The 26,552-nt window shown below is 53.4% G+C and carries 25 protein-coding genes; 20 read left to right on the forward strand and 5 right to left on the reverse strand.

Features of this window, described 5'->3' with window-relative positions; translation table 11 throughout:
* Positions 1–79 precede the first annotated feature (79 nt).
* From uxaC to L1I42_RS12705, 10 genes are read left to right on the forward strand one after another with little or no spacing between them, the layout of a single operon-like run.
* Positions 80–1,486, forward strand: a complete 1,407-nt coding sequence (gene uxaC / locus L1I42_RS12660; RefSeq protein WP_236114983.1) for a glucuronate isomerase — start codon at positions 80–82, stop codon at positions 1,484–1,486.
* A gap of 35 nt (positions 1,487–1,521) precedes the next feature.
* Positions 1,522–2,502, forward strand: a complete 981-nt coding sequence (locus tag L1I42_RS12665; RefSeq protein WP_236114985.1) for a TRAP transporter substrate-binding protein — start codon at positions 1,522–1,524, stop codon at positions 2,500–2,502.
* 53 nt (positions 2,503–2,555) lie between these two features.
* Positions 2,556–3,077: a TRAP transporter small permease gene (locus tag L1I42_RS12670; RefSeq protein ID WP_236114987.1), complete on the forward strand. Its 522-nt coding sequence runs from the start codon at positions 2,556–2,558 to the stop codon at positions 3,075–3,077.
* A 2-nt stretch (positions 3,078–3,079) separates the two neighbouring features.
* Positions 3,080–4,360, forward strand: coding sequence for a TRAP transporter large permease (locus L1I42_RS12675; RefSeq protein ID WP_236114988.1), 1,281 nt, complete (start codon positions 3,080–3,082; stop codon positions 4,358–4,360).
* Positions 4,361–4,367: 7 nt separating this feature from the next.
* Entirely contained in the window at positions 4,368–4,679 is a 312-nt protein-coding gene (locus L1I42_RS12680; protein WP_236114990.1) for a cupin domain-containing protein, read from the forward strand.
* Between the two features lie 10 nt (positions 4,680–4,689).
* Positions 4,690–5,514 (forward strand): 5-dehydro-4-deoxy-D-glucuronate isomerase, encoded by an 825-nt coding sequence (kduI, locus tag L1I42_RS12685; protein WP_236114992.1) that lies wholly within the window; start codon positions 4,690–4,692, stop codon positions 5,512–5,514.
* Positions 5,511–6,254 (forward strand): 2-dehydro-3-deoxy-D-gluconate 5-dehydrogenase KduD, encoded by a 744-nt coding sequence (gene kduD, locus L1I42_RS12690; RefSeq protein ID WP_236114994.1) that lies wholly within the window; start codon positions 5,511–5,513, stop codon positions 6,252–6,254. The genes kduI and kduD overlap by 4 nt, the downstream gene beginning before the upstream one ends.
* Positions 6,244–7,680 carry a mannitol dehydrogenase family protein gene (locus tag L1I42_RS12695; protein WP_236114996.1) on the forward strand — a complete coding sequence of 479 codons (1,437 nt, stop codon included), beginning with the start codon at positions 6,244–6,246 and terminating at the stop codon, positions 7,678–7,680. Before kduD ends, L1I42_RS12695 begins: the two co-directional genes overlap by 11 nt.
* Positions 7,677–8,849: a mannonate dehydratase gene (gene uxuA / locus L1I42_RS12700; RefSeq protein ID WP_236114998.1), complete on the forward strand. Its 1,173-nt coding sequence runs from the start codon at positions 7,677–7,679 to the stop codon at positions 8,847–8,849. Before L1I42_RS12695 ends, uxuA begins: the two co-directional genes overlap by 4 nt.
* Positions 8,849–10,372: a UxaA family hydrolase gene (locus L1I42_RS12705; protein ID WP_236115000.1), complete on the forward strand. Its 1,524-nt coding sequence runs from the start codon at positions 8,849–8,851 to the stop codon at positions 10,370–10,372. The genes uxuA and L1I42_RS12705 overlap by 1 nt, the downstream gene beginning before the upstream one ends.
* A 192-nt stretch (positions 10,373–10,564) precedes the next feature.
* Here L1I42_RS12705 and L1I42_RS12710 read toward each other — a convergent pair whose 3' ends face one another.
* Entirely contained in the window at positions 10,565–11,755 is a 1,191-nt protein-coding gene (locus tag L1I42_RS12710; protein WP_236115002.1) for an ROK family transcriptional regulator, read from the reverse strand.
* A gap of 169 nt (positions 11,756–11,924) precedes the next feature.
* Between L1I42_RS12710 and L1I42_RS12715 the strand changes: the two genes are divergently transcribed.
* The 5 genes from L1I42_RS12715 to fsa all read left to right on the forward strand — a co-directional run bounded on the left by L1I42_RS12715 (position 11,925) and on the right by fsa (position 16,143).
* Positions 11,925–12,953, forward strand: coding sequence for a substrate-binding domain-containing protein (locus tag L1I42_RS12715; RefSeq protein ID WP_439651497.1), 1,029 nt, complete (start codon positions 11,925–11,927; stop codon positions 12,951–12,953).
* A gap of 78 nt (positions 12,954–13,031) precedes the next feature.
* Entirely contained in the window at positions 13,032–14,081 is a 1,050-nt protein-coding gene (locus L1I42_RS12720) for an ABC transporter permease (protein ID WP_236115003.1), read from the forward strand.
* Entirely contained in the window at positions 14,081–14,851 is a 771-nt protein-coding gene (locus tag L1I42_RS12725; protein ID WP_236115005.1) for an ATP-binding cassette domain-containing protein, read from the forward strand. Before L1I42_RS12720 ends, L1I42_RS12725 begins: the two co-directional genes overlap by 1 nt.
* Positions 14,852–14,906: 55 nt before the next feature.
* Positions 14,907–15,455: a nucleoside/nucleotide kinase family protein gene (locus L1I42_RS12730; protein ID WP_236115007.1), complete on the forward strand. Its 549-nt coding sequence runs from the start codon at positions 14,907–14,909 to the stop codon at positions 15,453–15,455.
* A 34-nt stretch (positions 15,456–15,489) separates the two neighbouring features.
* Positions 15,490–16,143 carry a fructose-6-phosphate aldolase gene (gene fsa, locus L1I42_RS12735; RefSeq protein WP_236115009.1) on the forward strand — a complete coding sequence of 218 codons (654 nt, stop codon included), beginning with the start codon at positions 15,490–15,492 and terminating at the stop codon, positions 16,141–16,143.
* 4 nt (positions 16,144–16,147) lie between these two features.
* Here fsa and L1I42_RS12740 read toward each other — a convergent pair whose 3' ends face one another.
* The 4 genes from L1I42_RS12740 to L1I42_RS12755 are packed head-to-tail and all read right to left on the reverse strand — an operon-like array spanning position 16,148 to position 20,164.
* A complete protein-coding gene (locus L1I42_RS12740) occupies positions 16,148–17,263 on the reverse strand; it encodes an anhydro-N-acetylmuramic acid kinase (protein WP_236115010.1) in 1,116 nt (371 codons plus the stop codon).
* A gap of 11 nt (positions 17,264–17,274) precedes the next feature.
* Positions 17,275–18,291 carry a serine hydrolase domain-containing protein gene (locus tag L1I42_RS12745; protein WP_236115012.1) on the reverse strand — a complete coding sequence of 339 codons (1,017 nt, stop codon included), beginning with the start codon at positions 18,289–18,291 and terminating at the stop codon, positions 17,275–17,277.
* Complete coding sequence (locus tag L1I42_RS12750; RefSeq protein WP_236115013.1) at positions 18,270–19,208, reverse strand: ABC transporter ATP-binding protein; 939 nt, start codon at positions 19,206–19,208, stop codon at positions 18,270–18,272. Before L1I42_RS12750 ends, L1I42_RS12745 begins: the two co-directional genes overlap by 22 nt.
* The gene (locus tag L1I42_RS12755; RefSeq protein ID WP_236115015.1) at positions 19,208–20,164 is read right to left on the reverse strand and encodes an ABC transporter ATP-binding protein; all 957 of its coding nucleotides are present in this window, start codon (positions 20,162–20,164) and stop codon (positions 19,208–19,210) included. Before L1I42_RS12755 ends, L1I42_RS12750 begins: the two co-directional genes overlap by 1 nt.
* 237 nt (positions 20,165–20,401) lie before the next feature.
* Here L1I42_RS12755 and L1I42_RS12760 point away from each other — a divergent pair, with 237 nt between their 5' ends.
* The 5 genes from L1I42_RS12760 to L1I42_RS12780 all read left to right on the forward strand — a co-directional run bounded on the left by L1I42_RS12760 (position 20,402) and on the right by L1I42_RS12780 (position 25,976).
* Positions 20,402–21,901, forward strand: a complete 1,500-nt coding sequence (locus L1I42_RS12760; protein WP_236115017.1) for an ABC transporter substrate-binding protein — start codon at positions 20,402–20,404, stop codon at positions 21,899–21,901.
* Between the two features lie 57 nt (positions 21,902–21,958).
* Positions 21,959–22,915 carry an ABC transporter permease gene (locus L1I42_RS12765; protein WP_236115019.1) on the forward strand — a complete coding sequence of 319 codons (957 nt, stop codon included), beginning with the start codon at positions 21,959–21,961 and terminating at the stop codon, positions 22,913–22,915.
* On the forward strand, positions 22,912–23,739 hold the full coding sequence (locus L1I42_RS12770; protein ID WP_236115020.1) for an ABC transporter permease: 828 nt from the start codon (positions 22,912–22,914) through the stop codon (positions 23,737–23,739). The genes L1I42_RS12765 and L1I42_RS12770 overlap by 4 nt, the downstream gene beginning before the upstream one ends.
* Before the next feature lie 10 nt (positions 23,740–23,749).
* Positions 23,750–24,562, forward strand: coding sequence for a GntR family transcriptional regulator (locus L1I42_RS12775; RefSeq protein WP_236115022.1), 813 nt, complete (start codon positions 23,750–23,752; stop codon positions 24,560–24,562).
* A 409-nt stretch (positions 24,563–24,971) separates the two neighbouring features.
* Positions 24,972–25,976, forward strand: coding sequence for a hypothetical protein (locus L1I42_RS12780; RefSeq protein WP_236115023.1), 1,005 nt, complete (start codon positions 24,972–24,974; stop codon positions 25,974–25,976).
* Positions 25,977–26,552: the final 576 nt, after the last annotated feature.

A 26,552-nucleotide genomic window follows, 5' to 3' on the forward strand; every position in this document is an offset into this window, starting at 1 on the left:
CTTCTATCTGCTTTTTCGATTTGACTCAACTAGTATTCTAGCATATTAGTCTATTAATCGAGGAGGCAGGCGACGTATAATGGCAATTTTGAACTCCGATAGGCTTTTTCCGGTCGAGCCCTATGTGCGGGACATGGCACGCAGTCTTTACGAGACGGTTTGTGATTTGCCTATTGTCAGTCCTCATGGCCATTGCGACCCGTCTTGGTTCGCCAAAAACGAACGCTTCCCCAACCCAGCTGAACTTTTTGTTGTGCCTGATCACTATGCGTTTCGCATGCTGGTCAGCCAGGGCATATCGATGGATTCCCTTGGGGTGCCGCGCACCGATGGCAAGACAAATGCCAATGATCCCCGAGCCATCTGGCGGATATTGGCAGAAAACTTCCATCTGTTCCGCGGCACACCCACATCGATGTGGCTCGAGCATTCTTTTCAGCACGTTTTCGGCCTGGATGTGCCCCTATCCGCAGAGACCGCTGATCATTATTATGACCATATCGACCAAAAGCTAGGCACGCCAGATTTCTTGCCCAGAGCTTTGTTCGAACGCTTTAATATTGAAGTTTTGGCCACAACTGAGTCAGCCCTAGACGATCTGCAATGGCACAAACAGATTGCCAACAGCGGTTGGCAAGGGCGTGTGGTGACCACCTATCGCCCTGATGCAGTTGTCGATCCTGACTTTGAAAACTTTGCCACCAATGTAAAGCAATTTGGCGAAATCACCGGTGAAGACACCACAAGTTGGCAGGGCTACTTGCAGGCTCACCGCGTTCGCCGCGCTGAGTTTAAGGCCTTTGGAGCAACGGCGAGCGACCATGGCCACGCCACTGCGCGCACGGCCGATTTAGCCACTGCTGACGCAGAAACACTGTTTTTAAAAGTGACCAGTGGCACCTTCACCCCGGAGGAAGCGGACTTGTTCCGGGGACAGATGATCACCGAGATGGCGCGCATGAGCCTGGATGACGGATTGACCTTGCAATTACACGCGGGCTCACGGCGCAACCACCATAGGGGCGTGCTGGCCACCTATGGACGGGATAAGGGTTTTGATATTCCCGGCCGCACTGATTTTGTATCCGCCTTGCAGCCGTTGCTTAATGTCGTCGGCTTTGAGCCGGAGTTAAAAATCATTGTCTTCACGCTGGATGAAACCACTTACGCAAGAGAATTAGCGCCCTTGGCTGGCGCGTATCCAGCTCTCTATCTGGGGCCGCCTTGGTGGTTCTTTGATAGCTACGAAGGCATCAAGCGCTTCCGTGAGGCGACAACCGAAACTTGCGGATTTTACAACACGGTCGGATTCAATGATGACACGCGAGCTTTCTGCTCCATTCCTGCGCGACATGATGTGGCGCGACGGTCCGACTGTTCCTATCTCGCGCAACTGGTCGCCACTGGCCGGTTGCGTGAAAATGAGGCGTATCAGGTCGCTTATGATCTGACGTATGGGCTGGTCAAAAAAGCTTACCAGCTTTGACCAACCATTTAGTTTCAAATTCTTGGGAGGAAAATATGAAACATCTGAAATCGAGTATGGTTGCTTTGCTAGCAACTGTGTCTTTTGCCAGCGTGGCGTCCGCGTGTGAAATCACGCTGAAATCTTCCGACACTCACCCCGAAGGTTACCCCACAGTTGCAGCGGTTCAGCATATGGGCGAGTTGTTAAAGGAGCGCTCAGACGGTCGCATTTGCGTGGATGTGTTCCACTCTGCGCAGTTGGGTGAAGAAAAAGACACCATCGAACAGACCCAGTTGGGCGTGATCGATCTGAACCGCGTAAGTCTTGGGCCATTCAATAACATCATTGAAGAAACCAAGGTCTTTTCGCTGCCCTACATTTTCCGCGGTACTGATCACATGCACAAGGTCGTGGATGGCGAAATCGGCGATGCGATTCTGGGTGAATTCAGCAATCATGGTCTAGTCGGCCTAGCCTACTATGACGGCGGCTCACGTAGCTTTTACAACAGCAAAAAGCCAATCACGTCGATTGAAGACATCGAAGGATTGAAATTCCGCGTGATGCAGTCCGACGTATTTGTGGACATGGTAAGCGCGTTGGGCGGCAACGCCACACCATTGCCCTATGGTGAAGTTTACTCTTCTATCCAAACAGGCGTGATCGACGGTGCCGAAAACAACTGGCCCTCTTTTGAATCGTCAGGTCACTATGAGGTGGCCGGTCACTACACACTCGACCAGCACCTGATCGTGCCCGAAGTGTTGGTGATGAGCAAAAAGTCCTGGGACAGTCTTTCTGCTGAAGACCAGAATTTAATCCGTGAAGCAGCGAAAGACTCTGTGCCCGTTATGCGCGAGCTTTGGGAAGCCCGTGAAAAAGCTTCAGAAGCCAAAGTGCGTGAGGCTGGCGTTCAGATTGTTGAAGATATCGACAAGACACCGTTCATCGAAGCAATGGATCCTGTCTACGAAAAGCATGTCACATCCGACAAGCTGAAAGATCTGGTTCAGCAAATCAGAGCAGTCGAATAGCAATGAGATGTGGGCCGGCCTGCCCGGCCCACATTTTCAGATTGGATTTAACGATGGTCGAATTTGTGTTGACACTCTCGCGTGTTTTGGCCGCGTTTTCCCGCCTTGTTTTGTGGATGGCCGGTGCCGGATTGGTTGCCATGACGGCGTTTATCGGCATGCAAGTGTGGGGGCGTTTCGTCCTAAATGATACCCCAACCTGGACTGAAACGTCCTCCATACTGTTGATGGGATGGGTGATTTTTCTTGGTGCCGCCGTAGGGATACGTGAGGGCAATCATCTGAGTTTTGACGTATTGCTTTATGTCCTGCCCCAACGGGTGGTGCGCGTGTGTCACTATATTTCAGATTTTGTGGTGATCGCTTTCGGCACGGGCATGATCGCATACGGCTGGCAGCTGGCCGACACAACCTGGTCCACCACAATTCCCAATCTCGGCATCACGGGCGCCACCAGCTTCTTTTCTCTAATCTTTGGCGGTGTTCTGATGATTTTATTTTCCGTTGAGCGTTTGTTGCGGCGAGCGGTCGGCTTGCCTACCGCCAGGTTTGGCGAAGACGCGATCGAGGATTAGATATGGAACTCATTGTTCTTTTTGGCACCTTCACAGGACTTTTGTTGATCGGGGCACCCGTTGCGCTTTGCCTTGGCGCGGCAAGTTTTGCCACTGTTGCTTACATCGGCTTGCCGCCCGTTGTTGTTTTTCAGCGGCTGAACTCGGGCATCTCCGTATTTGCATTGCTGGCCATTCCGTTTTTCATTTACGCCGGTGAGCTCATGGTACGCGGGGATATTGCCCGCAGACTGGTGGCATTGGCCGGCGCAGCAGTGGGGCACTTGCGCGGTGGTCTGGGCCAAGTCAACATCACCGCTTCGGTGTTATTTGGCGGCATTTCCGGCTCAGCAGCGGCTGATGCCTCCGCAATCGGCGGCCTGATGATCCCGCAGATGGAAAAACGTGGCTATGGTCGCGACTATGCGGTCAACATCACTGTCGTCTCCTCCATTATTGCCCTGATGCTCCCCCCGTCCCATAACCTCATCATTTATTCCATCTCCGCTGGCGGACGCATTTCTATTGCGGACCTTTTTACCGCCGGGATTGTTCCTGGTCTGCTGCTGGCACTGGCCTTGATGATTGTGGCCTGGTTCGTGGCAAAAAAACGCGGCTATTCGACTGAACCCTTCCCCGGCGCGCGCGCGGTTGTGGGGTTGCTGTTCAGTGCTTTGCCTGGACTAATTCTGATTGCAATCATTTTTGGCGGCGTCCGCTCTGGCGTATTCACCGCTTCAGAAAGCTCAGGCATTGCAGTGATTTATGCCATTGTGGTCACTATTTTGGTGTATCGTTCGCTGCCTTGGAACGAGTTCGTGGCCGCCACAATGTCAGCTGTCCGCACATCGTCCATGGTGCTGCTTGTGATCGGTTCCGCCGCCGCCTTTGGCTGGTTGTTGGCCTACTTAAAAGTGCCCGCAGAATTGGTGATCTGGATGAAAGGTATCTCTGACAACCCGCTGGTTATCCTATTGATGCTCAACATCATGTTGCTGATGCTCGGTACCTTTATGGACATGTCGCCGTTGATCGTGATCACCACCCCGATCTTTTTGCCCGTGGCCATGGCCTATGGCATTGATCCGGTGCAATTCGGGATCATTTTGATCCTCAATCTGGGGATCGGTCTGTGTACGCCGCCGGTGGGCGCGGTGCTGTTTGTCGGCTGTGCGGTGGGCAAGGTACGGATCTCGCAAGTGATCAAAACCATTTGGCCATTCTATCTCGCTGCAATTGCCGTCTTGATGCTGGTTACCTATGTGCCCGCAGTCTCCTTGTGGCTGCCTTCCATGTTCGGTTGAGGATAACATGCTAAAAAACTTTCCAATAATCTCCGCTGCTGACGGTGTGACCCGACAGGTTTTGTGTGAACATCCTGACTTGATGATTGCGCGGTTCCGGTTTGAGCCGGGGGCCGAAGGTGCCTTGCACAGTCACCCACATGTTCAATCTACCTATGTCAGCAGCGGCAAATTCAGATTCACGTTGGATTCGCAGGAATTTGAAGTGGGGCCGGGTGACAGCTTTATCATTCCATCAAACGCCACACATGGCTGTGTGTGTCTGGAAGCAGGTGAGTTGATCGACAGCTTTACCCCCCGCCGCGACGATTTTCTTTAAAGGAGTTACTATGTCTCAAGTTGAAACCCGCTATGCCATTGATCCGCAATCGGCAAAATCCTTCGACACCCAAGCCCTGCGCGACAATTTTCACGTGGATGGCTTGTTTGTGCCAGGCGAACTCAAGCTGGTTTATACCCACTATGACCGTTTGATCCTCGGTTCGGCTGTGCCAAAAGACGAGGACATCGAGCTTGATCATGTGGCCGAAACAGGCACCGACAATATTTTGGAGCGCCGGGAAATGGGCGTATTGAATATTGGCGAGCCGGGCACAATTTCAGTTGGCGGCGAAAGCTATGATATTGGCGCTGGTGAAGTGCTTTATATTGGCCGTGGCGCTGGCCCCGTGACCTTTAGCGCGCCCGGTCGCTATTATATTTTGAGCGCCCCCGCACACCACGCCTACCCCACCAAGCTGATCAAGATTGAAGATGCACGCCGGGTTGAGCTTGGCGATGCGGAAACCGCCAATGAGCGCGTGATCATCCAGTTTTTACACCCTGAAGTGTGCGAAAGCTGTCAGTTGCTGATGGGCTATACACAGTTTGCACCGGGTTCTGTGTGGAACACCATGCCCGCACACCATCATGATCGGCGCATGGAAGCCTATCTCTATTTTGATCTGTCAGAAGAACAACGCGTGTTCCATTTTATGGGCAAGCCAGAGGAAACCCGCCATATTGTGGTGGCCAACGAGGAAGCAATCATCTCGCCGCCTTGGTCAATCCATAGTGGTGCAGGCACCGGAGCCTATACCTTCTGTTGGGCAATGGCCGGCGATAATGTTGATTTCACTGACATGGACATGGTGCCTATGGAGGCCCTGAAATGAGTGTGTTCAGCCTGGAAGGACAACGGGCGCTGGTGACCGGCGCCAACACCGGCATAGGCCAGGCCATTGCGCTTGGATTGGCAGAAGCAGGCGCCCATGTTGTGGCTGCCGGGCGCTCGTCCTGCGAGGAGACGGTAGAGCGCATTATCGCGGAGGGAGGCAACGCCAAAGCCTTGAAGATGGATCTGGCCGACGGCACTCACGGTGTGAACGCATTGGAAAAGGCCGGCGATCTCGACATTTTAATTAATAATGCGGGCATTATCCGACGGGAAGATTCCGTGGATTTTTCCGAAGCGGATTGGGATGATGTTATTGATGTAAATTTGAAGGCAGTTTTCAAACTGTCCCAGCACTTTGCCAAGAGCCTGATGGCAAGAGAGGCGACGGGGCGGATTGTGAATATCGCTTCGCTCTTAAGCTATCAGGGCGGCATTCGAGTGCCCTCCTACACTGCGTCAAAACATGGCGTGGTCGGGCTGACCAAGATCTTTGCCAATGAATGGGCTGGTCGAGGAATCAATGTGAACGCGGTGGCACCGGGTTATATTGCCACCAACAACACCCAAGCCTTGCGCGATGATCCGAAGCGTTCAACTGAGATTTTGGAGCGCATACCAGCCGGGCGCTGGGGTGACCCGGCAGATATCGCTGGTGCCGTAACGTTCTTGTGCACCCCCGCCGCACAATATGTGCATGGAACCGTGCTAAACGTAGATGGAGGGTGGCTTGCCCGCTAATCAAAGACTCCTGCGCCAAGCACCCAAACCCAAGGCAGGCATGGTCCACTTTGGTCCAGGTGCATTTTTCCGCGCTTTCAACGCGATCTATACAGATGACGTCACTGATCCGATCTCGGACGACTGGGGCATTGTTGCCGTGAGTCTCAAAAGCACCACCGCAAAAGACCAGCTTGCACCGCAAGGGTGCGCCTATAGCGCTATTGAACGCGGACCAGACCGGGAAACCATCAAGCAGGTCAATGCCATTGTGGATGTGAGAGTGGCGCCAGACGACCCTGAAGGCATTTTGGCGCTGATGGCAGACCCGGCGATCAAAATCGTTTCACTGACGATCACAGAAAAAGGTTATTGCTACGATTCTGCGTCGAAAATTCTGGATCAATCCAATCTGGATATTCAGCATGATCTCAAGCATTTAGACAGTCCACGTACAGCGTTGGGCTTCATAGTTTCAGCGCTGAATTTGCGCCGCAAAGACGGACACGAACCCTTCACCGCCTTGTCTTGTGACAATCTGCCGTCCAATGGGCAGTTATTGCAGAATCTGGTATTGGAATTTGCCGCCCTGATTGATGGCAAACTGGCAAATTGGATTAAGGCGAACGGAACTTTTCCGTCCACGATGGTGGACCGGATTACCCCGGCGACCACGCCAGCGGATATTGACCGATTGGCCGCGCGTGAGGGCTACAAGGATCTGGCCGCCGTGGTGCATGAGCCGTTTCGCCAATGGGTAATTGAGGACAATTTTGTGAGCGATCGTCCGCAATGGGAAAATGCCGGCGCGCAGTTGGTGCAAAATGTGGATGCCCATGAATTGATGAAATTGCGGTGCCTGAACGGCACCCATTCGAGCATGGCTTATCTGGGCTTTCTGGCCGGGTACGAGACCATTAGCGAGGTGGTGGCGGACCCCGATTTTGCGCAGTTGGTACATGCCATGTGGCGGGACGAGATCACCCCCACAATCCCCACGCCTGAAGGCGAAGATTTGTCGGCCTATTGTGCGGCGCTGATGCAGCGTTATCAAAACACCGGCATCCAACATCGCACCTGGCAGATTGCCATGGATGGCAGTCAGAAATTGCCGCAACGCATTCTGGGTACGGTGAGCGACAATTTGCGCGAGGACAAGGTGCCCCACCGCTTATGTCTGGCAGTTGCAGCCTGGATGCGCTTTGTGGGCGGTGTGGACGAACAAGGCAATGAAATCGATGTGCGTGACCCGCTGGCGGCGCCCTTGAAGGCGGCCTTTAACAGCGCGGACGATGCCGAAGGTAAGGTGAAGGCGATTTTGGCACAGCGGCAGGTTTTTGATGCGGCGCTGGCCGAGAATGAGCGCTTTGTGGTGGCGGTGCAAAAAGCGCTGGCCGGCCTGATGGAACATGGGGCGCGGCACATGGTGGCGGAGTGTACAGTATGAGACAGACATGGCGCTGGTTTGGGCCATTGGACAAAATTGATCTGAGCGAAATCAAGCAGGCCGGGGCCGAAGGTATTGTAACCGCGCTGCATGAAATTCCCTATGGAGAGGTGTGGCCGCGCGAGAAAATTGCCGCACGCAAGGCCGAGATTGAGCGGGCTGGGTTCACCTGGGATGTGGTGGAAAGCCTGCCGGTGCATGAGCAGATCAAATTTGGCACGGGCGATCTCCGCCGTCTGTTTGAAAACTATCGTCAATCCATGGCCAATCTGGCCGCTGAGGGCGTGACCACCATTTGCTATAATTTTATGCCGGTGCTGGACTGGACCCGCACCACGCTGAACGCGCCTGAAGCCAATGGCGGCACGGCGCTGCGGTTTGAAATGGCCGAATGCGCGGCGTTTGATCTTTATATGATGGACCGCGAAAGCGATGATTATAACGCGGAGATTGTGGCGACCGCCAAAGCCTGGTGGGCGGATTCGACCGAAGATACGCGGGCGCAGCTGACCCATTCGATCATGTCCGGTCTGCCCGGCGCCTATCAGCGTTACGATGCCAAGGGACTGCGGGCGGAGCTAGACAAATGGCACGGCTTTACGGCAGATGATTTACGCGCCTCGCTGGCGCAGTTTTTGCGTGAGATATTGCCCACGGCCAATGAGCTGGGGCTCAAAATGTGCGTGCATCCGGATGACCCGCCGCGGCCGCTGTTTGGCCTGCCACGCATTGTGTCGAATGCTGATGATCTGGCCTTCATCACCGGGGTGGATGACAGCGTGGCCAACGGGGTAACGCTATGTTCTGGCTCGCTGGGGGCGAACCCGAAAAATGACGTACCCGCCATTGCAGCACAGTTTGCAGACCGCATTCATTTTGCCCACTTACGCAATGTGAAGCGCGATCCGGATGGTTCGTTTCAGGAATCCGAGCATTTAAACGGCGATGTGGACATGGTGGCGCTGGTGGCCAATTTGCTGACCGAAGAGCAGCGCCGTGCTGACACCGGACACGCGGATTCGATCATCCCATTCCGGCCTGACCATGGGCACGCGCTGTTGACTGATGCGAACCGTGACGCCCATCCCGGCTATCCGCTGATCGGGCGGTTGCGCGGTCTGGCGGAACTGCGCGGCGTGATGGCTGGCCTGAGCTATAAAGGAAACTGATGACCCAAACCCGGCAATTGCACAAAGATGACAATGTGGTGGTGCTGATTGAAGCGGTGGCCAAGGGTGCACAGCCTTTGGGCGAGGGCACACCGCTTGCTGCGCCATTGGCGGCAGGGCACAAGATTGCCTGTGACGCGATTGCCGAAGGGGCACCGATCAGAAAGCTGGGGCAGGTGATTGGCTATGCGTCGCAACCCATTGCCAGGGGCGAACATGTGCACAGCCATAATTGCGCCTTTGGCGACCATAAGGCGAGTTACGATATTGGCGGCGGGCTTGAGGCCGCGCAGGCCGCAATCCCCAAAGTGAACCAACGGCAGTTTAACGGCTATGTGCGCGAGAATGGACAGGTGGGTACCCGCAATATGATCGCGCTGATCGCCACGGTGAACTGCTCGGCCACCACCATTCGCCAGGCGGCGATGGAGGTGCAGCAATCGGGCATTCTGGGTGAGTATCCGAATGTGGACGGGATTGTGGCCTGCACCCACAGTTTGGGCTGTGGCATGGCGGCGGACGGGCCGGGCTGGGACAATTTGCAGCGCGTGCTTTGGGGCTATGCCACCCACCCGAATGTGGGGGCGGCGGCCTTTATCGGGCTGGGGTGCGAGGTGATGCAGATCGGCAAGCTGAAACATCGATTTGGCGGCTCAAAACATGACCGGTTTTTCGGCCTGACCATTCAGGAAACGGGCGGAACGCGCGCCACAATTGATCAGATTGTGGCGCATATTCACACGCTGTTGCCCGAGGTGAACAAGGTGCGCCGCGCGCCTGCGGGGCTGGAACATTTGACCATCGGGCTTCAATGCGGCGGCTCTGACGGTTATTCGGGCATCACCGCCAATCCGGCGCTGGGCTATGCCAGCGATCTACTGGTAGCTCATGGCGCCACTGTGATCCTTTCAGAAACGCCAGAGATTTACGGGGCCGAGCAATTGCTGTTGCAACGGGCGGCCAACCAGCAGGTGGCTGATGATCTGCTCGAGCGGATCGCGTGGTGGCAGCACTATGTCAGCCTGCATCAGGGCACGCTCGACAATAATCCCTCACCCGGCAACAAGGCGGGCGGGCTGACCACCATTTTGGAAAAATCGTTGGGGGCCATCGCCAAAGCCGGGGCGACGCCGCTGAATGAGGTGGTGCATTATGGCGAAAAGCCAAAAGGGCGGGGGCTGGTGTTTATGGATACGCCGGGCTATGACCCGGTTTCCGCCACCGGGCAGATTGCGGGCGGGACGCAAATGATTGTGTTCACCACCGGCCGCGGCTCGGCCTTTGGTTCCAAACCGGCCCCCACTCTGAAACTGGCCACCAATGACCGGCTGTTTGAGACCATGCCCGACGATATGGACATCAATTGCGGCGATATTGTCAGCCAGAGCGTATCTATTGAAGAAAAAGGCCGGCAGATTTTTGAACAGATCATCACCACTGCCGAAGGCACGCGCACCAAAAGCGAAGTGCTGGGGCTGGGCGATCATGAATTTGTGCCCTGGCAGGTGGGCGCGGTGATGTAATCGCAATGCATTCCGGGCAACGGGTTGCTTTCGCGATCCGGATGGGCATCTCGTCCAAACCTCTTTGAAAGCCGGTGGGCGGATTTATATCGCCTTTATAACGGTAAAGAGCTGTGCGCCATTGGGCCGAAAACGCTTTCTAAAAACTATTGACCCTTTATCGACATCAAGCAAATCTGAGCAAACCGCGCGCTATTCGATCAAAAATCGATCTTTTAATGGAAGACTGGCAGCTCCCAGTGTGCGCGCAGCAGTGCCAACCGAGCCCTCCTGGACTTCTGGAATACTGACCCCGGTAAAATCTTTTTTGTGCAGAAGGTCTTTTGTTTTCTCAATCAGTTGATGCCGTACATTTGTCGGCAACCATCCGTCAATTATCACACTTTCAGCATCGATGATGGCTTGTGCAGTATGAATTGCATGGGCAATTCCGTTGGCAGCTTGTTCAAGCCATGCGGTTAATATTTCTGCGTCAATAGTCCAAACACCCGCATCCTCCCAGATCACGCGACCTTCAAACCCTTTGACATCGAGTTGTTTTTCCAGCGCTGCCAGTGACGCAACATCAAGGAGGTCCTTCAAGTTACCATCGTCTGTGGGCACCAACAACGGCCCCAACCCAGCAGCATTGCCGAACGATCCAGTGAACAGTGAGCCGTTGAGAACAAGCCCGCCCCCAATGAAGAACCCGACATAGAAATAGAGCGCATTTTGCGCAACAAACCGCTTTCCAAAAACCATTTCCGCGCTGCATGCCGCGGTCGCATCATTTTGTGAAAAAACCGGAATACCCAAGCGCTCAGCCAAATCTTTGCGCAGATCGGCCGTTTTCCATTTCACCATCCGGTCCGGCGACACACCAATTTTGGGCGCCCAACTCCATAAAAAGCCGGGCATAGCAAGCCCCATTCCTTTCAAATGCGCCTTGGTCTCAGGGCCCTCCGTTTCAAGAATTTTCTCAACCGCCGCGCAGGCAAAATCGATCACAACATCAAATTCAGGATAGTCATATATCTTTTTTTCATGCCGCACCGTGTTGCCTAAAAAGTCGACCAGCGCCAACTCAACCGACCGCCGCCCCACCTTCAATCCCCAAAAATAAGCGCCGCTTGCCGCCAAAGATAAAGGCGTTGATGGTTGCCCTATTCGCCCTTTTTGCGGTTTGCCTTTTTCGATGAGTCCCTCACCGCTCAACTTGGAAATCAGTCGAGCGACAGTCTGAGCCGAAAGTCCGGTTTTCCTTGCAATATCAGCTTTCGCGAGGCCTTGCTCATACCGAAGCAATGTCAAAACGAGGCGCTCATTATTTGCGCGCATCTCTGACTGATTGGTCCCTTGGGAAAATCGATTGGCGTTCGTTTTTTCATTTTCGGCAAACAGCATTTCGCGTGATTCTCCTCTGCACCCTCTATCAGTTCAATATTCTTCATCGCTTTTCAAGATGCCACAATAAAAAACTAACTTCCAGAGAGTTATTTATTGACGAGCACGATTTATTCCGTCATAAATGTGCCACTCTGCCCGTGTGGGCTGCATGAAAATGGAGGAGACCATGCATTCATTGACCAAAACCCTACTAGTCGGCATCGCAACAGCCCTGACCAGCGTCAGCGCTGCTTTTGCCGACGGACATTCCACTTCCGCCTGCCTTATCACCAAGACGGATACCAACCCGTTCTTTGTAAAAATGCGCGAAGGTGCCGTTGCGGCCGCTGAGGCAAACGGTGTCGACCTTCAAGCGTTTGCAGGCCAGTTTGATGGCGATCATGAAACCCAGGTCGCTGCGATCGAAACCTGTATTGCAAGCGGCGCATCAGGCATCCTGCTTACCGCATCCGACACATCTGCGATTACAGTTGCCGTTCAACAAGCTCGGGACGCCGGCCTTTTGGTCATCGCACTCGACACGCCGCTATCACCAGCAGACGCTGCTGATGCAACATTTGCGACTGACAATTTCGAAGCCGGTCGCTTGATCGGTGCGTGGGCCGCAGGTCAGCTTGGCGACGCTGCTGCTGACGCAAAAATTGGTCTGCTAAACATCAACCAGAGCCAGCCAACTGTTGGCGTTCTGCGTAACCAAGGCTTCCTTCAAGGCTTCGGCATTGAGCTTGGAGACCCTAATCGTTGGGGCGATGAGGAAGATCCGCGCATCGTGGGTCATGATGTCAGCAATGGCGCAGAAGAAGGTGGCCGGACAGGCATGGAAAGCCTGTTGGCAATCGATCCAATGATCAATGTGGTTTATACCATCAATGAGCCTGCTGCTGCCGGCGCTTATGAAGCACTGAAGTCGATTGGTCGTGAAGACGATGTTCTGATCGTTTCTGTGGACGGTGGGTGCCCTGGTGTAACCAATGTCGCAGAAGGCGTGATCGGCGCAACAGCGCAACAGTATCCGCTGGATATGGCGCGCTTGGGCATTGAAGCAATTGCACAATATGCGAAAGACAAAACACTGCCTGAAACCTCTCCTGGTTTGGACTTCTTCAACACCGGCGTTGCATTGGTTACAGACAGCCCTGTAGAAGGTGTGCCATCCATCACATCTGAAGAAGGCTTAGAGCTCTGCTGGGGCTAACACGCCAATCGTAAACTTGATCCTGCCCGTTCAACACGCGGGCAGGATTTTTAGCGTCAAGTTTTAAAGGGTAACAAAATGTCTGACAGCTATGAAAGCGCAGCAAATTCCAACGAGACGGTTGCCAGTTTCGGACAACCGCGCAGTTTTGCGCACAAGGTGCAACATGCTCTGCATGTGACCCCCTCACTCGTCCCGCTCATGGTGCTGATGGCAGCCATACTGGGTTTTGCCATCGTCTTGGGCGACAAGTTCCTGTCGCCATTCGCGATGACCCTAATTCTTCAACAGGTTCAGATTGTTGGCATTGTGGCCCTTGCACAATCGCTCGTCATTTTGACCGCAGGGATCGATCTCTCGGTTGGCGCCGTCATGGTGTTGTCCTCTGTGGTCATGGGGCAGTTCACCTTTCGATATGGATTGCCCCCGGAAGTAGCCATTATTTGCGGTCTCATCTGCGGTGCACTTTGCGGCCTCATTAGTGGCGTCCTGGTCGCCATCATCAAATTGCCCCCCTTTATCGTGACGCTGGGGATGTGGCAGGTCGTTCTTGCCACCAACTTCCTTTACTCGAAAAATGAAACGATCCGCAGCCAAGACATCGAAGCCAACGCTGCAATTTTGCAGTTTTTTGGCAGTCGAATAGAAATAGGCGGTGCCATTTTCACCTATGGCGTGATCTTCATGATCTTACTCGCCTTTTTGTTGGCGTACGCATTGCGATACACCGCTTGGGGCCGCCATGTTTATGCCGTTGGAGACGACCCGGAAGCCGCAGAACTCTCCGGTGTCAACGTCAGGCGGACATTGATTTCTGTTTATGTGCTGTCCGGCCTTATCTGTGCCTTTGCTGGCTGGACCCTCATCGGCCGGATCGGCAGCGTGTCACCAACCTCGGGTCAGCTCTCAAACATTGAAAGTATTACGGCTGTGGTGATCGGTGGCATCTCCCTTTTCGGTGGCCGAGGGTCCATATTGGGCACCCTTTTTGGCGCGTTGATCGTTGGCGTTTTCACTCTGGGACTTCGCCTTGCCGGCGCGGACCCACAATGGACCAACTTATTAATCGGCATGTTGATCATTGCGGCGGTCGCCGTCGACCAGTGGATCAGAAAGGTGTCTGCGTAATGGAACCTGTACTCAAAGCACGCAATCTGGTTAAGCGTTATGGCCGAGTCACGGCCATCGACAATTGTGACTTCGATCTCTATCCCGGAGAAATCCTGGCGGTGATTGGCGACAATGGCGCGGGTAAGTCCAGCCTGATCAGAGCCATATCCGGCGCAACCATTCCCGATGCCGGTGAGGTTTGGCTTGAAGGTCAGAAGGTCGCGTTTCATTCACCCAATGCCGCGCGCAGCGCTGGAGTGGAAACCGTCTATCAACAATTGGCGATGAGCCCGGCGCTTTCGATTACCGACAATATGTTTATGGGCCGGGAAATTCGACGGCCGGGCATTTTGGGAAAATGGTTTCGCATGCTCGATCGACCAGCCATGCAGAAATTTGCCCGCGAAAAACTATCGGAACTGGGCTTGATGACCATTCAAAACATCAATCAGGCGGTCGAAACGTTGTCTGGTGGCCAACGACAAGGCGTCGCCGTTGCCCGCGCGGCAGCATTCGGATCAAAAGTCATCATTCTTGATGAGCCGACCGCCGCCCTCGGGGTGAAAGAAAGCCGTAAAGTTCTCGAACTGATTCTGGATGTGAAATCGCGCGGCATTCCCATCATTCTGATCAGCCATAATATGCCGCATGTATTTGAATTGGCTGATCGGATCCACATCCACCGCTTGGGCAAAAGAATTTGTGTTGTCGACCCATCCCAAATATCTATGTCGGATGCGGTGGCGCTAATGACAGGTGCGATGAAACCCGATGACATTCCCGCCTAATCTCCGCGCAGACCACATTCTGTCGCAAATCATCGATTTGCCGCAGCAACGAAAGTTGATCGCCATTGCCGGCCCGCCCGGCACGGGCAAATCAACCGTTTCCGATGCACTTTGCGCAAAATTGAATGAAACTGATCGCGAGGCGACGGTGCTTCCGATGGATGGATTTCATCTCGACAATCGCTTGTTGGATCAACGTGATCTTCGACATCGCAAGGGGGCGCCGGAAACGTTTGACGTAGACGGGTTCTGCGCTTTGATCGAACGTGTATCCAACGGCAAGGAAGTCATTTATCCCGTCTTTGACCGCAATCGTGATATCGCAATTGCTGGCGCAGGATTTGTGGCATCAGACACTGAATTTGTCATTGTCGAGGGAAACTATCTCCTTTTTGACCAGCCAAGTTGGATCACACTGCCCCAATTTTGGTCCTATTCTGTCTGGATTAGCACATCCAAACAGGAACTAACCAACCGCCTCTTAGCGCGATGGCTCGCCGAAGGGCTCTCCAAAGAACAGGCACTCAAAAAAGTCCGACAAAACGATTTGGCAAATGCAGATCTGGTCTTGTCGAACCGATTGCCGGCGGATCTCGAACTCTAAATCAACTCAAACTTCTACCAACAGAGGTATATCAATGCTTTTCTTCGCGGACACCGCCAACACTGAAGACATCAAAGAACTAGGCGGCCTTGGGCTGCTCGATGGTGTCACCACCAACCCAAGCCTGATCGCCAAATCCGGCCGCGATTTTATCGAAGTGGTCAAGGAAATCTGTGACCTGATTGAAGGGCCAGTTTCCGCCGAAGTGGCAGCAACCGATTTTGACGGCATGGTCAAAGAAGGCGATTACCTCGCCTCACTGGCCGACAATGTGGTGATCAAACTGCCTTTGACCATGGATGGTTTGAAAGCCTGTCGATATTTCACCGACAAGGGTGTGAAAACCAATGTGACCCTGTGTTTCTCTGTGAACCAGGCCCTGTTGGCTGCCAAAGCTGGCGCAACCTATGTGTCGCCCTTTATCGGCCGGTTGGATGACATCAATCTCGACGGCATGCAGCTGATCGAAGATATCCGCACCGTTTATGATAATTACGGCTTTGAAACCCAAATTCTGGCCGCATCCATCCGTTCGGCCAACCATGTGAGCGATAGTGCGCTTGCGGGTGCCGACGTGGCGACCATTCCACCTGCAGTGATCCGCAAGTTGGCTGAACATCCATTGACCGCAAAAGGCCTTGAAGCCTTCGTCAATGACTGGAAATCGACTGGGCAATCTATCCTCTAACGTCCTAACGCGCCATCCGCCCTCCGGTAAGCGGTTTTGGCGCGCCCGTCGTTTTGGGAAAACTAATCGGCAGTCCGCGCAATGTGCGGGCTGCCAAATGGGCAAAACATTCTGCCTCTACCGCGTCGCCGCGCCAGCCGTGATCTTCCGCCCGATCGATGGTGCAGGCCGTGCGTACTGCCAGCGCCTGCATAATGGCCGGGTTTTTGCGACCACCACCGCAAACAATTAGCCTTTCAGGTCGTGCAGGCAGCAGGTCCAGCGCTTTATCCACCGCACCAGCTGTGAAGGCAGCCAAGGTCGCTGCACCATCTGCATCACTCAACTCACCCGCCATTTCCGGACCGAAATCAAACCGATCGAGCGATTTCGGATAGGCTGCCGCCAAATAGGGATGGGTCAAAAGCGATGCAAGCCGCTCTTCATCCACAGTGCCAGACAAGGCCAGCCTGCCATCCTCGTCCATTTTGCCCAAGCCACGGGCTTTCATAAAATCATTGGTGGGGGCGTTGGCTGGCCCTGTATCAAAGGCAATCAGATCGCCATCAGCCGACCGCCATGAGATATTGGCCACACCGCCCAGATTGAGTACGGCGCTTTCAGCACCCGCATTTATGCGTTTCAGCAAAGCCGCGTGGTAGATTGCTGACAAAGGCGCACCCTGCCCGCCTGCAGCCATATCTGCGCTTCGGAAGTCATATACAACCGGCACCCCCAACCGTTCATGCATCCGCTGGCCATCGCCGAGCTGGCGGGTTTGGCCGATCCGTTCTGGCTGCGGGGCGCGGTGCAAAACGGTCTGCCCGTGAAAGCCCACGGCACCAACATCAGACATTTTCAAGCCTGCTTGCTTCACCAACGCCTTCACCGCATCCGACTGTGCATCGGTCAGCGCCACCTCGGCTTCGGCAAAAATTTGCGGATCTTCGTCAGCAAATTGCCATTCGCGCGCTTCAGCCAAAGCCTGCACCAGCATGTCATTGATGTGTTCGGGATAAGGCATCAATTCATAAGGACCAAACTCAATAATTTCTTCGCCATCGGTGCGCAGCAAAGCCACATCGATAAATCCATCCAAAACCGTACCGGTCATCAGACCAACAGACCAGATTGCACTCATCATATTCCCCCTTAAGATTGCACGACCAAGTCGCCCACGGTGCGGCGCAGTTCAGCAATACCGCTATCAAAATGTCGCGTCGGGTGAATGCGGTTGGTCAGTAAAGTCCACCCGATTTTCCGATCAAAATCCATCCAAACGCCCGTTCCCGTAAAGCCGGTGTGGCCGATTGTTTCATCGCTGCATTTATCGCCGCCGGGCCATCCCTCATGGCGATGCTCAAATCCGTGGCTGCGCTTTTCACTCAATTTGGTGCGCATTAATGTTACTTTTGGGCTGTCTGCGTTTTCCAGCAGATCGGAGGCAAAATTTAGCACCGCATCCGCCGTACCAAACAAGCCTGCATGCCCTGCCCCCTGCAACGCATAGCAATTATCGTCATGCACTTCGCCACACATGATTTTCGAGCGCCATGTGCAATCTTCAGTTGCCGCGCTGACATGTTTTGGTGCGCTGAACGCAAATCCTTCAGGTGGCACCATCTCGCGCAATTTACAGCCTTCAATGCGCTCCAATGCAAAGCCAAGCAGGATGAAATTAATGTCAGAATATACGGGCGCGCCCTTGCGCCATTCGCGTTGCAGGATGAAGGCCCGCAGCAATTCCGGATCGCGGCCATAGGTGTAGATAGGCTCAACCGCCGGAAATGGCGTCTGGTGGCCCAAACAGTCGCGGAACGTGACCTTACGCTCCCAGGCATCGGCGTTATATTGCCTCAAATCCGGCAACACGCTGATCAAGGGCGCGTCTAAATCGATCCGCCCCTCAAGGGCATAATCGAGAATGCGCGAGGTCGTGAAAATCACCTTGGTAAGTGACGCAAGGTCGAACCAAGTGTCTTTCTCCATAGGCCGCTCGTCTGGCACTGTCCGCGCATTCCCAGCATGCAGTATGGCGCGTTCGCCATCTGCGGTCACAACGCCCAGCACACCGCCGGGAATTTTTCCCGCATCTATCGCGGCTTGCACAGGTTCAAACGCCCGTTTGGCGATGGATTCAACATCACTTATTGCGGAAAGAGATGACATGCCACGGCTCCCTGCGTTTGTGCTTTCAATTCAGGACGGGTTTGTTTGCAAACATCCATCACTTTTGGACATCTTGTGTGGAAGGCGCAGCCGGATGGCGGGTTTGCTGGATCAGGAACTTCTCCAGCCAAAACGGTACGCGCTCGCTTCTCGCCAACGCGTGGAATGGCAGACAGAAGCGACTGCGTATAAGGGTGCTGCGGGTTTTGCATCACCTCTTCCGTCTCGCCCATTTCTACAATCCGCCCAAGATACATAATCGCGATCCGGTCGCTCACATGGCGGATGACAGACAAATCATGGCTGATAAACAGAATGGAGATGTTGAGCTGTTTTTGCAGCTTGGCAATCAAGTTGATGATCTGGCTTTGGATCGACACGTCCAAAGCCGACACTGCTTCGTCAGCAACAATCAGCTTGGGGTCAAGCGCCAGCGCGCGGGCAATGGCGATCCGTTGCCGCTGGCCACCGGAAAATTCGTGCGGATGCCGATCAATGGCATTTTGTGGCAAACCCACCAAATCCAGCAACTCGCGCACTTTCTCCTGTCGCTGCTGTTTAGTGCCAATGCCGTGCACTTCCAACGGCTCCCCGATCACTTTGCCCACCTTGTGGCGCGGGTTGAGCGACCCGAACGGATCTTGAAAGATGATCTGCAAATCGCGCCGCATCGGCTTGAGGGCCGATTTTTTGAGCGGAACAATGTCTTGACCCTCAAACAGCACTTGTCCGCCGCTCGGCTCAATCAGGCGCAGCAGCGAGCGGCCCAAAGTCGACTTACCGCAGCCGGATTCACCAACCACACCGACGACTTCGCCAGCGGCAATGTCCAGTGACACGTCTGACAAGGCCTGCACCTTCGCGCCATTTTTGCCGTGATAGATTTTTGAAAGATTTTTGATTTCAAGCAAAGTCATTAGGCCGCATTCCAACAACGCAAACGGTGGTGATCATCCCCGGTTAATTCGGGCATTTCCTCGGTGCAGATGTCCAGGCAAAAAGAACATCTTGGATGAAAGGCACATCCATTTGGCCGCGCGCCAGGGGGCGGCACAGTTCCGGGGATTGCAGGCAACTCCACCCCGGGCGGGTTCGCCGCCGGAATTGTCCGCAACAAGGCCTCGGTATAGCGGTGGCGTGGATTGGTAAATAGCTCGTCCGCCGGCGCCTCTTCCACTACACGCCCGCCATACATCACCGCAACCCTCCCGCAATATTGCGACACAACGCCCAAATCGTGGGTGATCAACAATACCGCCATACCCATTTCACCCCGCAAATCTTCGATCAATTCGAGAATTTGCGCCTGCACCGTCACGTCAAGCGCGGTTGTGGGTTCATCTGCGATCAGCAATTGCGGGTCGCACGCCAAGGCAATGGCAATCATAGCGCGTTGCCTTTGGCCACCAGACATTTCATGCGGAAATTTTTGCGCTGCCTTTTCAGGCGCCGGAATACCCACCCGATCCAGCAGCTCCACGGCGCGTCGCGCCGCTTTCGCTCGATCACTGGTCTTATGAAGCAATACCACTTCTGCAATTTGATCACCGATGGTAAAAACCGGGTTTAGTGAGGTCATCGGCTCTTGAAAGATCATCGCGATTTGGTTGCCGCGCAACTGCTCCAACTCAAGGTTGGACATGGCTAAAATATCTTGGCCATCATAGTGTATTGCGCCCTGCCTAATGTGCATGGGCGGCTCGGCCAGCAGCCGCATAATAGATAGCGCCGTCACTGACTTACCACACCCTGACTCCCCCACAAGCCCTAACATTTCTCCAGGTTTTATCGAAAGGGACACCCCTTCGATAACAGGACGCGACCCAACATCAATCCACAAATCGTCGATTGTGAGCAGCGGCGATTGGGTCATATGTCCTCCCGTTGAAAAAAGTCGCAAATAAGCGGCAAAAATTGTCTGGGCGACGCACGAAAGAAACTCGAATTCCTTTCGATTATCGACCCACTTGCATAGCGAAGAATAATACCATAACGTCGAATTTGTCCAGAGTGGTTCTATAGTGGATATATCGCGGCATGGCTGAGAGATGAACCACGATGTCGGACAATTCCTTGCGCACAGACGCAAGACAAAGATTTAGGAGGAACCATGTCTATTCAAAAACTCGGGATCGCTTTGTTTGCATCCAGCGTGCTTGCAACAAGCGCTTCAGCCGCAACTTTAAATGTGGCAATTGATTCATCACCTGCGGGCCTTGATCCGCATTTGATCACCGCCTTCAACTCTGTTGTGGTGGTACAGGGTAATATTTATGAGGGGCTGACCGACATTAATGCGGACCTGGATGTTGTGCCGGACCTTGCCAAATCATGGGATGTGTCTGAGGACGGCCTCGCTTACACATTTACGCTTCATGACGGTGTGACCTTCCACGATGGTTCAACAATGGACGCCAATGATGTGGCCGCCTCCATTCGTCGGGTCCAAGCAGAAGCCACCGGCTCGCCGCTGGCCAGCCGCGTGTCGCCGATCACTGGCATCGAAGTTGTGGATGCAACCACACTCAAACTTACTCTGGACGCGCCGTTTGCGCCAATTCTCTCGGCGCTGGCAGGCATCGCGATTGTGCCTGCAGAGCTGGAAAATGATATTGAAAAGCTTCAACAAACGCCAATCGGCACTGGCCCCTTCAAGTTCGATGAGTGGCAGCCAAATGGCTATATTGCCCTCGCCAAGTTTGACGGCTATCGCGAAGAAGGCTTGCCGAAATTGGATGGCGTGAAGGTCAATTTTGTGCCTGAAGCGGCGACCCGTCAAGTGGGCCTCACCAGCGGTGACTATGATATTTTGCCCGGCATCGATCCTGCCACAGCTCTACAATTGCAGGCACAACCCAATGTGTCTGTTTTGGAAACACGTGACGTGTCCTACACCTTGCTGGGCATGAATGTGACCCGCGGTCCCTTGGCCGAGCCGAAGGTGCGCCGCGCGATCAATATGCTGTTGAACCGGCAAGAGATTATCGATGGTGCATTGTTTGGCGCAGGTGTGCCTGGTGGGCCACTCTCCCCCGCACTCAGCTCTTGGGCGCTCGATACGTCTGAGTTCGATTGCTATACGCCAGATGTCGATGGCGCAAAAGCGTTGCTGGAAGAAGCCGGTGTCGATATGCCGATCAAGCTCTCCATCCTTGTGCTGCCACGGCAAGATGCCCGTGACATTTCGCAAGTGATCCAACAGCAATTGGCTGCAGGTGGCATCGAAGTAGAGTTGGTGAACAAGGAAATTGGCGAGTTTGTTCAAGATTGGCGCAATTCAGATTTTGACATGTTCGTTTCGGCCAATGGCGGCAACCCAGATCCGGACCAATATTTCTACCGCACCTTCTATTCCGGTGGCTCAACCAACGTGTTCCAGTATGATAATCCGGAACTGAACGACATGTTGGACAAAGGCCGCAGCGAAACTGATCAAGCCACACGTAAAGAAATTTACGATGATGTGCAGCGTATGCTTGCCTGTGAAGGTCCAGTGGCGCACCTCGCCTATGGCAATTTGTTCACTGCGGTAAACAACAAGGTCGATGGCTTTGAGATTTACCCAACTGGCCGTTTGACCAGCTTGGTCGACGCCACGATCAACGAATAATGTGTAAATTTGTGCGGCGCCCCATAACGGCGCCGCGCTTTTAATTCAGGTCATAAGATGCGCACTTCTTCTCGATTTATCGTCGGCAGGCTGATCGATCTTGCTGTTGTTCTTTTCGGGGTGTCGATCATTGTCTTTATGATGATCCGCCTGATCCCGGGCGATGCCGTTGCGATCATGTTGGGGGCCAACACCGAAATTACGCCGGAGCGGATCGCCGAACTTGAAGCCCGAATAGGGCTAGATAAGCCCATATATGTTCAATATTTCGATTGGATTTGGGGCGCGGTTCGGGGAGATTTTGGCACCTCAATCTGGACTGGTCGTCCCGTGATGAGCGAAATCAGCGCCAATTTGTGGCCAACCCTAGAACTTACCTTCTTATCTGTGCTGTTTGGCGCCGGCCTTTCCATCCCCATCGGATGCTTTATGGCCGAAGCGCGCGGCAAAGGCGCGGAAGTCGCCGTGCGCATCGGCGCGATCGCCGGGCTCACCATCCCCTCATTTTGGCTGGGCATTGTCGCCATTTTTCTGGTGTCGAAGCTGCTGCCGGGCGTGTCCGCACTGGGTTATGTGCCTTTCACCGAAGATCCCTTGGGCAATTTGCAACGCATGATTTTGCCTGTAATCGCTCTGGGCTTGCCCATGCTCGCCAATTTGTCCCGCCTCGTTCGCTCCGCCATGTTGGATGCACTTAGCCAAGATTACATTCGCACCGCGCGCGCCAAAGGCGTGCCGCAGCGTGGCCTTGTGTATAAACATGCGCTGCGCAATGCTTTAATCCCCTTCATCACCAGTGTGGGTGTGGCCACGGGCTACTTGCTGGGCGGCGCGATTGTGGTTGAGCAAGTCTTCGCCATTCCCGGCTTGGGCCGCTTGGTACTTGGCGCCATCGCGGAACGAAATTACCCACTTGTGCAGGCGTCAATTTTGGTGATGACGGCCTCTTTCGTGATGGTGAATTTCTTTGTCGATCTGCTTTACGCCTACATTGATCCGCGGGTGTCACAATGAGACAATTTATCAAACAGAACAAGCTTTTGAGCTTTGCCGTCGGGTTTGTCGCGCTTCAGATCATCTTGGCACTCTTTGCGCCAATTCTTGGTTTCCAAGACCCCTATCAACAAGTAATGATTCAGCGGATGAAAGCGCCGAATGCGGTCAATCTTTTGGGCACAGACCAGCTGGGTCGCGATGTTTTGGCACGTATTGTCTATGGCTATCGCACATCATTGGTGACCTGCCTCACCGCGGTGGGCTTGGCTTTATTGGTTGGCGGGATGTTGGGCATGCTTGCCGCCTATTATCGCGGCTGGTTTGATCGTATTGTAATGCGGTTTATGGACATCCTATTTGCCTTCCCCATCCTTTTGCTCGCCATCGGCGTAATCGCCGTGATCGGCCCCAGCACGTGGGGGGCGGCCATCGCGATTGCTATTGTTTACACACCGATTTTCGCTCGACTGCTGCGCGGCCCTTCTCTTGTGATTGTGGAAAGCGAATATGTGATGGGGGCCAAAGCCATTGGCGCGTCAGACCTCCGGATTATCTTTTCGCATCTGCTGCCCAATCTCTCTTCTGTGATTTTGGTGCAAGCCAGTTTACTCCTCTCTGCCGCCATTTTGGTGGAGGCCTCCCTCTCCTTCCTCGGCCTTGGCGCACAACCGCCTATACCTTCTTTGGGTTTGATGCTATCCGAAGGCCGCAATTTTTTATTGCTATCACCTTGGCCTGCCATATTTGCCGGCTTTGCTATTTTGTTTTTATCGTTTGGCTTCAACCTGTTGGGTGATGCTTTACGCGACACGCTAGACCCGCGTCTACGCTCTGATAATTAGGAATGCTGCAGTGACAGGAAAATCCGAAAAAAGCCAGATAGAGACTGACAGGGAAACCGTTTCTGCTTTGTCGGAAAATCCTGTGATGGAAGAAATCCTGCTGAAACTTCAGCATGGCAAAAAGCGAAATGAAACCTTTTATCGCCAGTTGGCGCGGGCGCTGCGTGAGCTTATTGAGCGCGGCGCGTTGCGCGGTGGCGAGGCGTTGCCCTCGGAACGTGAGTTGGTCAAAGCCACCGGTTTCTCCCGCATCACAGTACGCAAAGCCATCGAAAGCCTTTTAAATGATGGCTTGATTTCCAAGCGCCATGGGGCTGGCACCTTTGTCAAGCCGCAGATTGATCAGCCCTTATCTATCCTTTTGGGCTTCACCGCAGATATGCAGCGACGCGGCCAGCAATCCAGCTCCATTCTTTTGGACAAATCAGTGGGCTTGCCCACTGCCAATGAAGCCCTGAAGCTTGGCATTTCGCCTGGCGAACAAGTTGTGCGCCTGTCGCGCGTGCGCCTTGCAGAGGGTGAGCCACTGGGGATTGAAAACGCAACCGTGCCGCTTTATGCCGCTCCCCCTGAAACTATCAACGCCTCGCTTTACGAAGCGCTCCGACAAAGCGGCAACATGCCCGTACGCGCCGTACAACGCATGCACGCCGCCATCGCCAATGAAGAAGAAGCGCGGTTGCTCGGCATCGAAATCGGTTCCCCAATTTTCCACACCGAGCGCCATTCCTTCCTCGCCAATGGCCGCCCGATAGAAGTCACAAACTCAGCCTACCGCGGCGACAAATATGACTTCATCGCCGAATTGAATATTGAGCAGTGAGGAAGCGAGCGGTCTCTTCCAAGTTTCCAAACGGTGACGATTTAAAAATCCAAAGATCGTCAAAATCTGCTCCGATCTAAAAGCACCATTGCGGCAATCCCGCCCGCACTCTAAGCACAGCCAATCCCTTCAAGCACCCGTAAAATAGTCAGAAATAGTATCGTGAAGAGGCTTAACCCCTCACCCATTTATCAGGTTGCACTGACTTGTATTTTAGTTATTTCATAAAAACTTATAATAAACATAGACATACAATAACAAGCTTAGAAGGTAACAAGTGGCTTTGCGTTTAATGCCATTCTTTGCCGAATACCGAACCCCAATTTGAGGGTTGCCAACCTTGATGCAATCCGTCAAGTTAGCTTCCATTGTTTGCAAATTATTAACAATAATTTTGGGGGAGGGGCGAGTGGTTTATTTTACAGGATTTGGACGCCAAAAACACGTCAGGCGGTCGTTTGCATATGCGGGCTTTGCCTTGCTTGCGTCATTGACAACCCCGGCACTTGCCGAGGATTCATACGTCGAGTTTAATTCCGGTGTAAGTGTCTTCAAACTTCCGTCAAACTTGTTTTTTGCGGAGCGTGAAGAGAGTTCACCTTTTGCCAGATTGAACAATCTGGATACCGATAGCGGCATACTTGCGGGCGGCAGCCTCGGTATTCTGTTTGGCTCAGCATTGCCGGCACCAGTTCTTAATGCAGATATGTCTACAATTGAGTTTGTTGGTGTATTTCATGGGATTGGGGGCTCCTCATCTGCAAGCTTCTACGACGCTGGTCCAGGCGAGCGTTACGGCTGGGTTGAGATGCCTTACGTGAGCGGCTACGGCACAAATGATGGCTCAACACTGGAAACAACCACAAATAGGACAGCCCGATATATCGAAATCGAAGCCCTGCTTAAAAATAAGTTCGAGCACGCTGAGTTTTTCTTTGGTCCGGAATTTCGCCATTTGAACCAACAGCTCGATATCAACGGTGACATCGTTGGAGGTTCGACCACGGTTAACGTGATGGAAAATCTTTCTACTGCTTATAGCGGTGTCACGGTTGGCACATCCTTTGATATTGTCGAAACGGATGGCTGGGTTGTGAACGTAAAGGGAGCCGTGTCGATTCTTATCGCCAGCACTCAATATGATGCTGACTATGAAGATTCCTATATCACCCAAACTGCAAACTTATCCGATATGGGAATAGCTGTCGGTTCCATGGCGAAAGTCAGTTTCGACAAACAAATAGGCCCAAACACCTCTTTCGGTGGATATGCTAATGTTGATTTCTTATCCTATTCACCGCAGATCAACTACGGCTCATCGCCAGGCGATCCTGCTAACCCAGTGATGCATATTGGCAGGGCTCCCATGTTTGGTGGGTCTATTGGCGTGATCCTGAAGCATGATCTTAATTAGGTTGTGACTTGTGCCAGCACCTATCTGGACGCCAAATAGGTAAAAGTTGGAGCAAAAAAGGTGGCGCTTACGCGCCACCCTATGTGCGGCGACCCATTTATTGAACGGGTCCTTCTCAAGTTTTTCAAAAAGCGCTATGTCCGTGTTCAGGGTATTTGAGACAGAATACTGTCTGATCTAAGAGATGATTTGGTCCATCTTTGTTGTTGATATTATGCGGCGACTTTGCGGTATTTCAAGCGCCGTTGTTTGATGGTGTTTTGTTTGATCCTTTCACGGCTGTTCAAGATGGATTGTGCCCTGCCGAAGTAGACATCAGCCGGTGCAACGTTTTTGAGGCTCTCGTGATAACGATGGTTGTTGTAGTGATCGACGAAGGCTTCAACCTGCTGTGTTTGGACTTGTCTTAAAAAAGTGGACACGACCTTCAACAGAATTAGGAATACTGATTGGAGGAATTTATGGCCCACAAGAGACATTCAGCAGACTTCAAGCGTGAAGCAGTAAAGCTGGCGCTGACCAGCGGTTTACCCAGGGAGGCAGTTGCAGCTGATCTGGGGATTGGCAAGTCAACCC

This window comes from Maritalea mediterranea (assembly GCF_021568695.1).
Lineage (GTDB): Bacteria > Pseudomonadota > Alphaproteobacteria > Rhizobiales > Devosiaceae > Maritalea > Maritalea mediterranea.

What these genes read in the sequence shown, in the direction of transcription:
- L1I42_RS12670 (WP_236114987.1), top strand. Translation starts at nt 2,556, where the DNA reads ATGGTCGAATTTGTGTTGACACTCTCGCGTGTTTTGGCCGCGTTTTCC.
- L1I42_RS12715 (WP_439651497.1), top strand. Translation starts at nt 11,925, where the DNA reads ATGCATTCATTGACCAAAACCCTACTAGTCGGCATCGCAACAGCCCTG.
- L1I42_RS12665 (WP_236114985.1), top strand. Translation starts at nt 1,522, where the DNA reads ATGAAACATCTGAAATCGAGTATGGTTGCTTTGCTAGCAACTGTGTCT.
- L1I42_RS12725 (WP_236115005.1), top strand. Translation starts at nt 14,081, where the DNA reads ATGGAACCTGTACTCAAAGCACGCAATCTGGTTAAGCGTTATGGCCGA.
- fsa (WP_236115009.1), top strand. Translation starts at nt 15,490, where the DNA reads ATGCTTTTCTTCGCGGACACCGCCAACACTGAAGACATCAAAGAACTA.
- L1I42_RS12770 (WP_236115020.1), top strand. Translation starts at nt 22,912, where the DNA reads ATGAGACAATTTATCAAACAGAACAAGCTTTTGAGCTTTGCCGTCGGG.
- uxuA (WP_236114998.1), top strand. Translation starts at nt 7,677, where the DNA reads ATGAGACAGACATGGCGCTGGTTTGGGCCATTGGACAAAATTGATCTG.
- L1I42_RS12675 (WP_236114988.1), top strand. Translation starts at nt 3,080, where the DNA reads ATGGAACTCATTGTTCTTTTTGGCACCTTCACAGGACTTTTGTTGATC.
- uxaC (WP_236114983.1), top strand. Translation starts at nt 80, where the DNA reads ATGGCAATTTTGAACTCCGATAGGCTTTTTCCGGTCGAGCCCTATGTG.
- L1I42_RS12765 (WP_236115019.1), top strand. Translation starts at nt 21,959, where the DNA reads ATGCGCACTTCTTCTCGATTTATCGTCGGCAGGCTGATCGATCTTGCT.
- L1I42_RS12740 (WP_236115010.1), bottom strand. Translation starts at nt 17,263, where the DNA reads ATGAGTGCAATCTGGTCTGTTGGTCTGATGACCGGTACGGTTTTGGAT.
- L1I42_RS12720 (WP_236115003.1), top strand. Translation starts at nt 13,032, where the DNA reads ATGTCTGACAGCTATGAAAGCGCAGCAAATTCCAACGAGACGGTTGCC.
- L1I42_RS12750 (WP_236115013.1), bottom strand. Translation starts at nt 19,208, where the DNA reads ATGACTTTGCTTGAAATCAAAAATCTTTCAAAAATCTATCACGGCAAA.
- L1I42_RS12760 (WP_236115017.1), top strand. Translation starts at nt 20,402, where the DNA reads ATGTCTATTCAAAAACTCGGGATCGCTTTGTTTGCATCCAGCGTGCTT.
- L1I42_RS12745 (WP_236115012.1), bottom strand. Translation starts at nt 18,291, where the DNA reads ATGTCATCTCTTTCCGCAATAAGTGATGTTGAATCCATCGCCAAACGG.
- L1I42_RS12755 (WP_236115015.1), bottom strand. Translation starts at nt 20,164, where the DNA reads ATGACCCAATCGCCGCTGCTCACAATCGACGATTTGTGGATTGATGTT.
- L1I42_RS12680 (WP_236114990.1), top strand. Translation starts at nt 4,368, where the DNA reads ATGCTAAAAAACTTTCCAATAATCTCCGCTGCTGACGGTGTGACCCGA.
- L1I42_RS12705 (WP_236115000.1), top strand. Translation starts at nt 8,849, where the DNA reads ATGACCCAAACCCGGCAATTGCACAAAGATGACAATGTGGTGGTGCTG.
- kduD (WP_236114994.1), top strand. Translation starts at nt 5,511, where the DNA reads ATGAGTGTGTTCAGCCTGGAAGGACAACGGGCGCTGGTGACCGGCGCC.
- kduI (WP_236114992.1), top strand. Translation starts at nt 4,690, where the DNA reads ATGTCTCAAGTTGAAACCCGCTATGCCATTGATCCGCAATCGGCAAAA.
- L1I42_RS12710 (WP_236115002.1), bottom strand. Translation starts at nt 11,755, where the DNA reads ATGCTGTTTGCCGAAAATGAAAAAACGAACGCCAATCGATTTTCCCAA.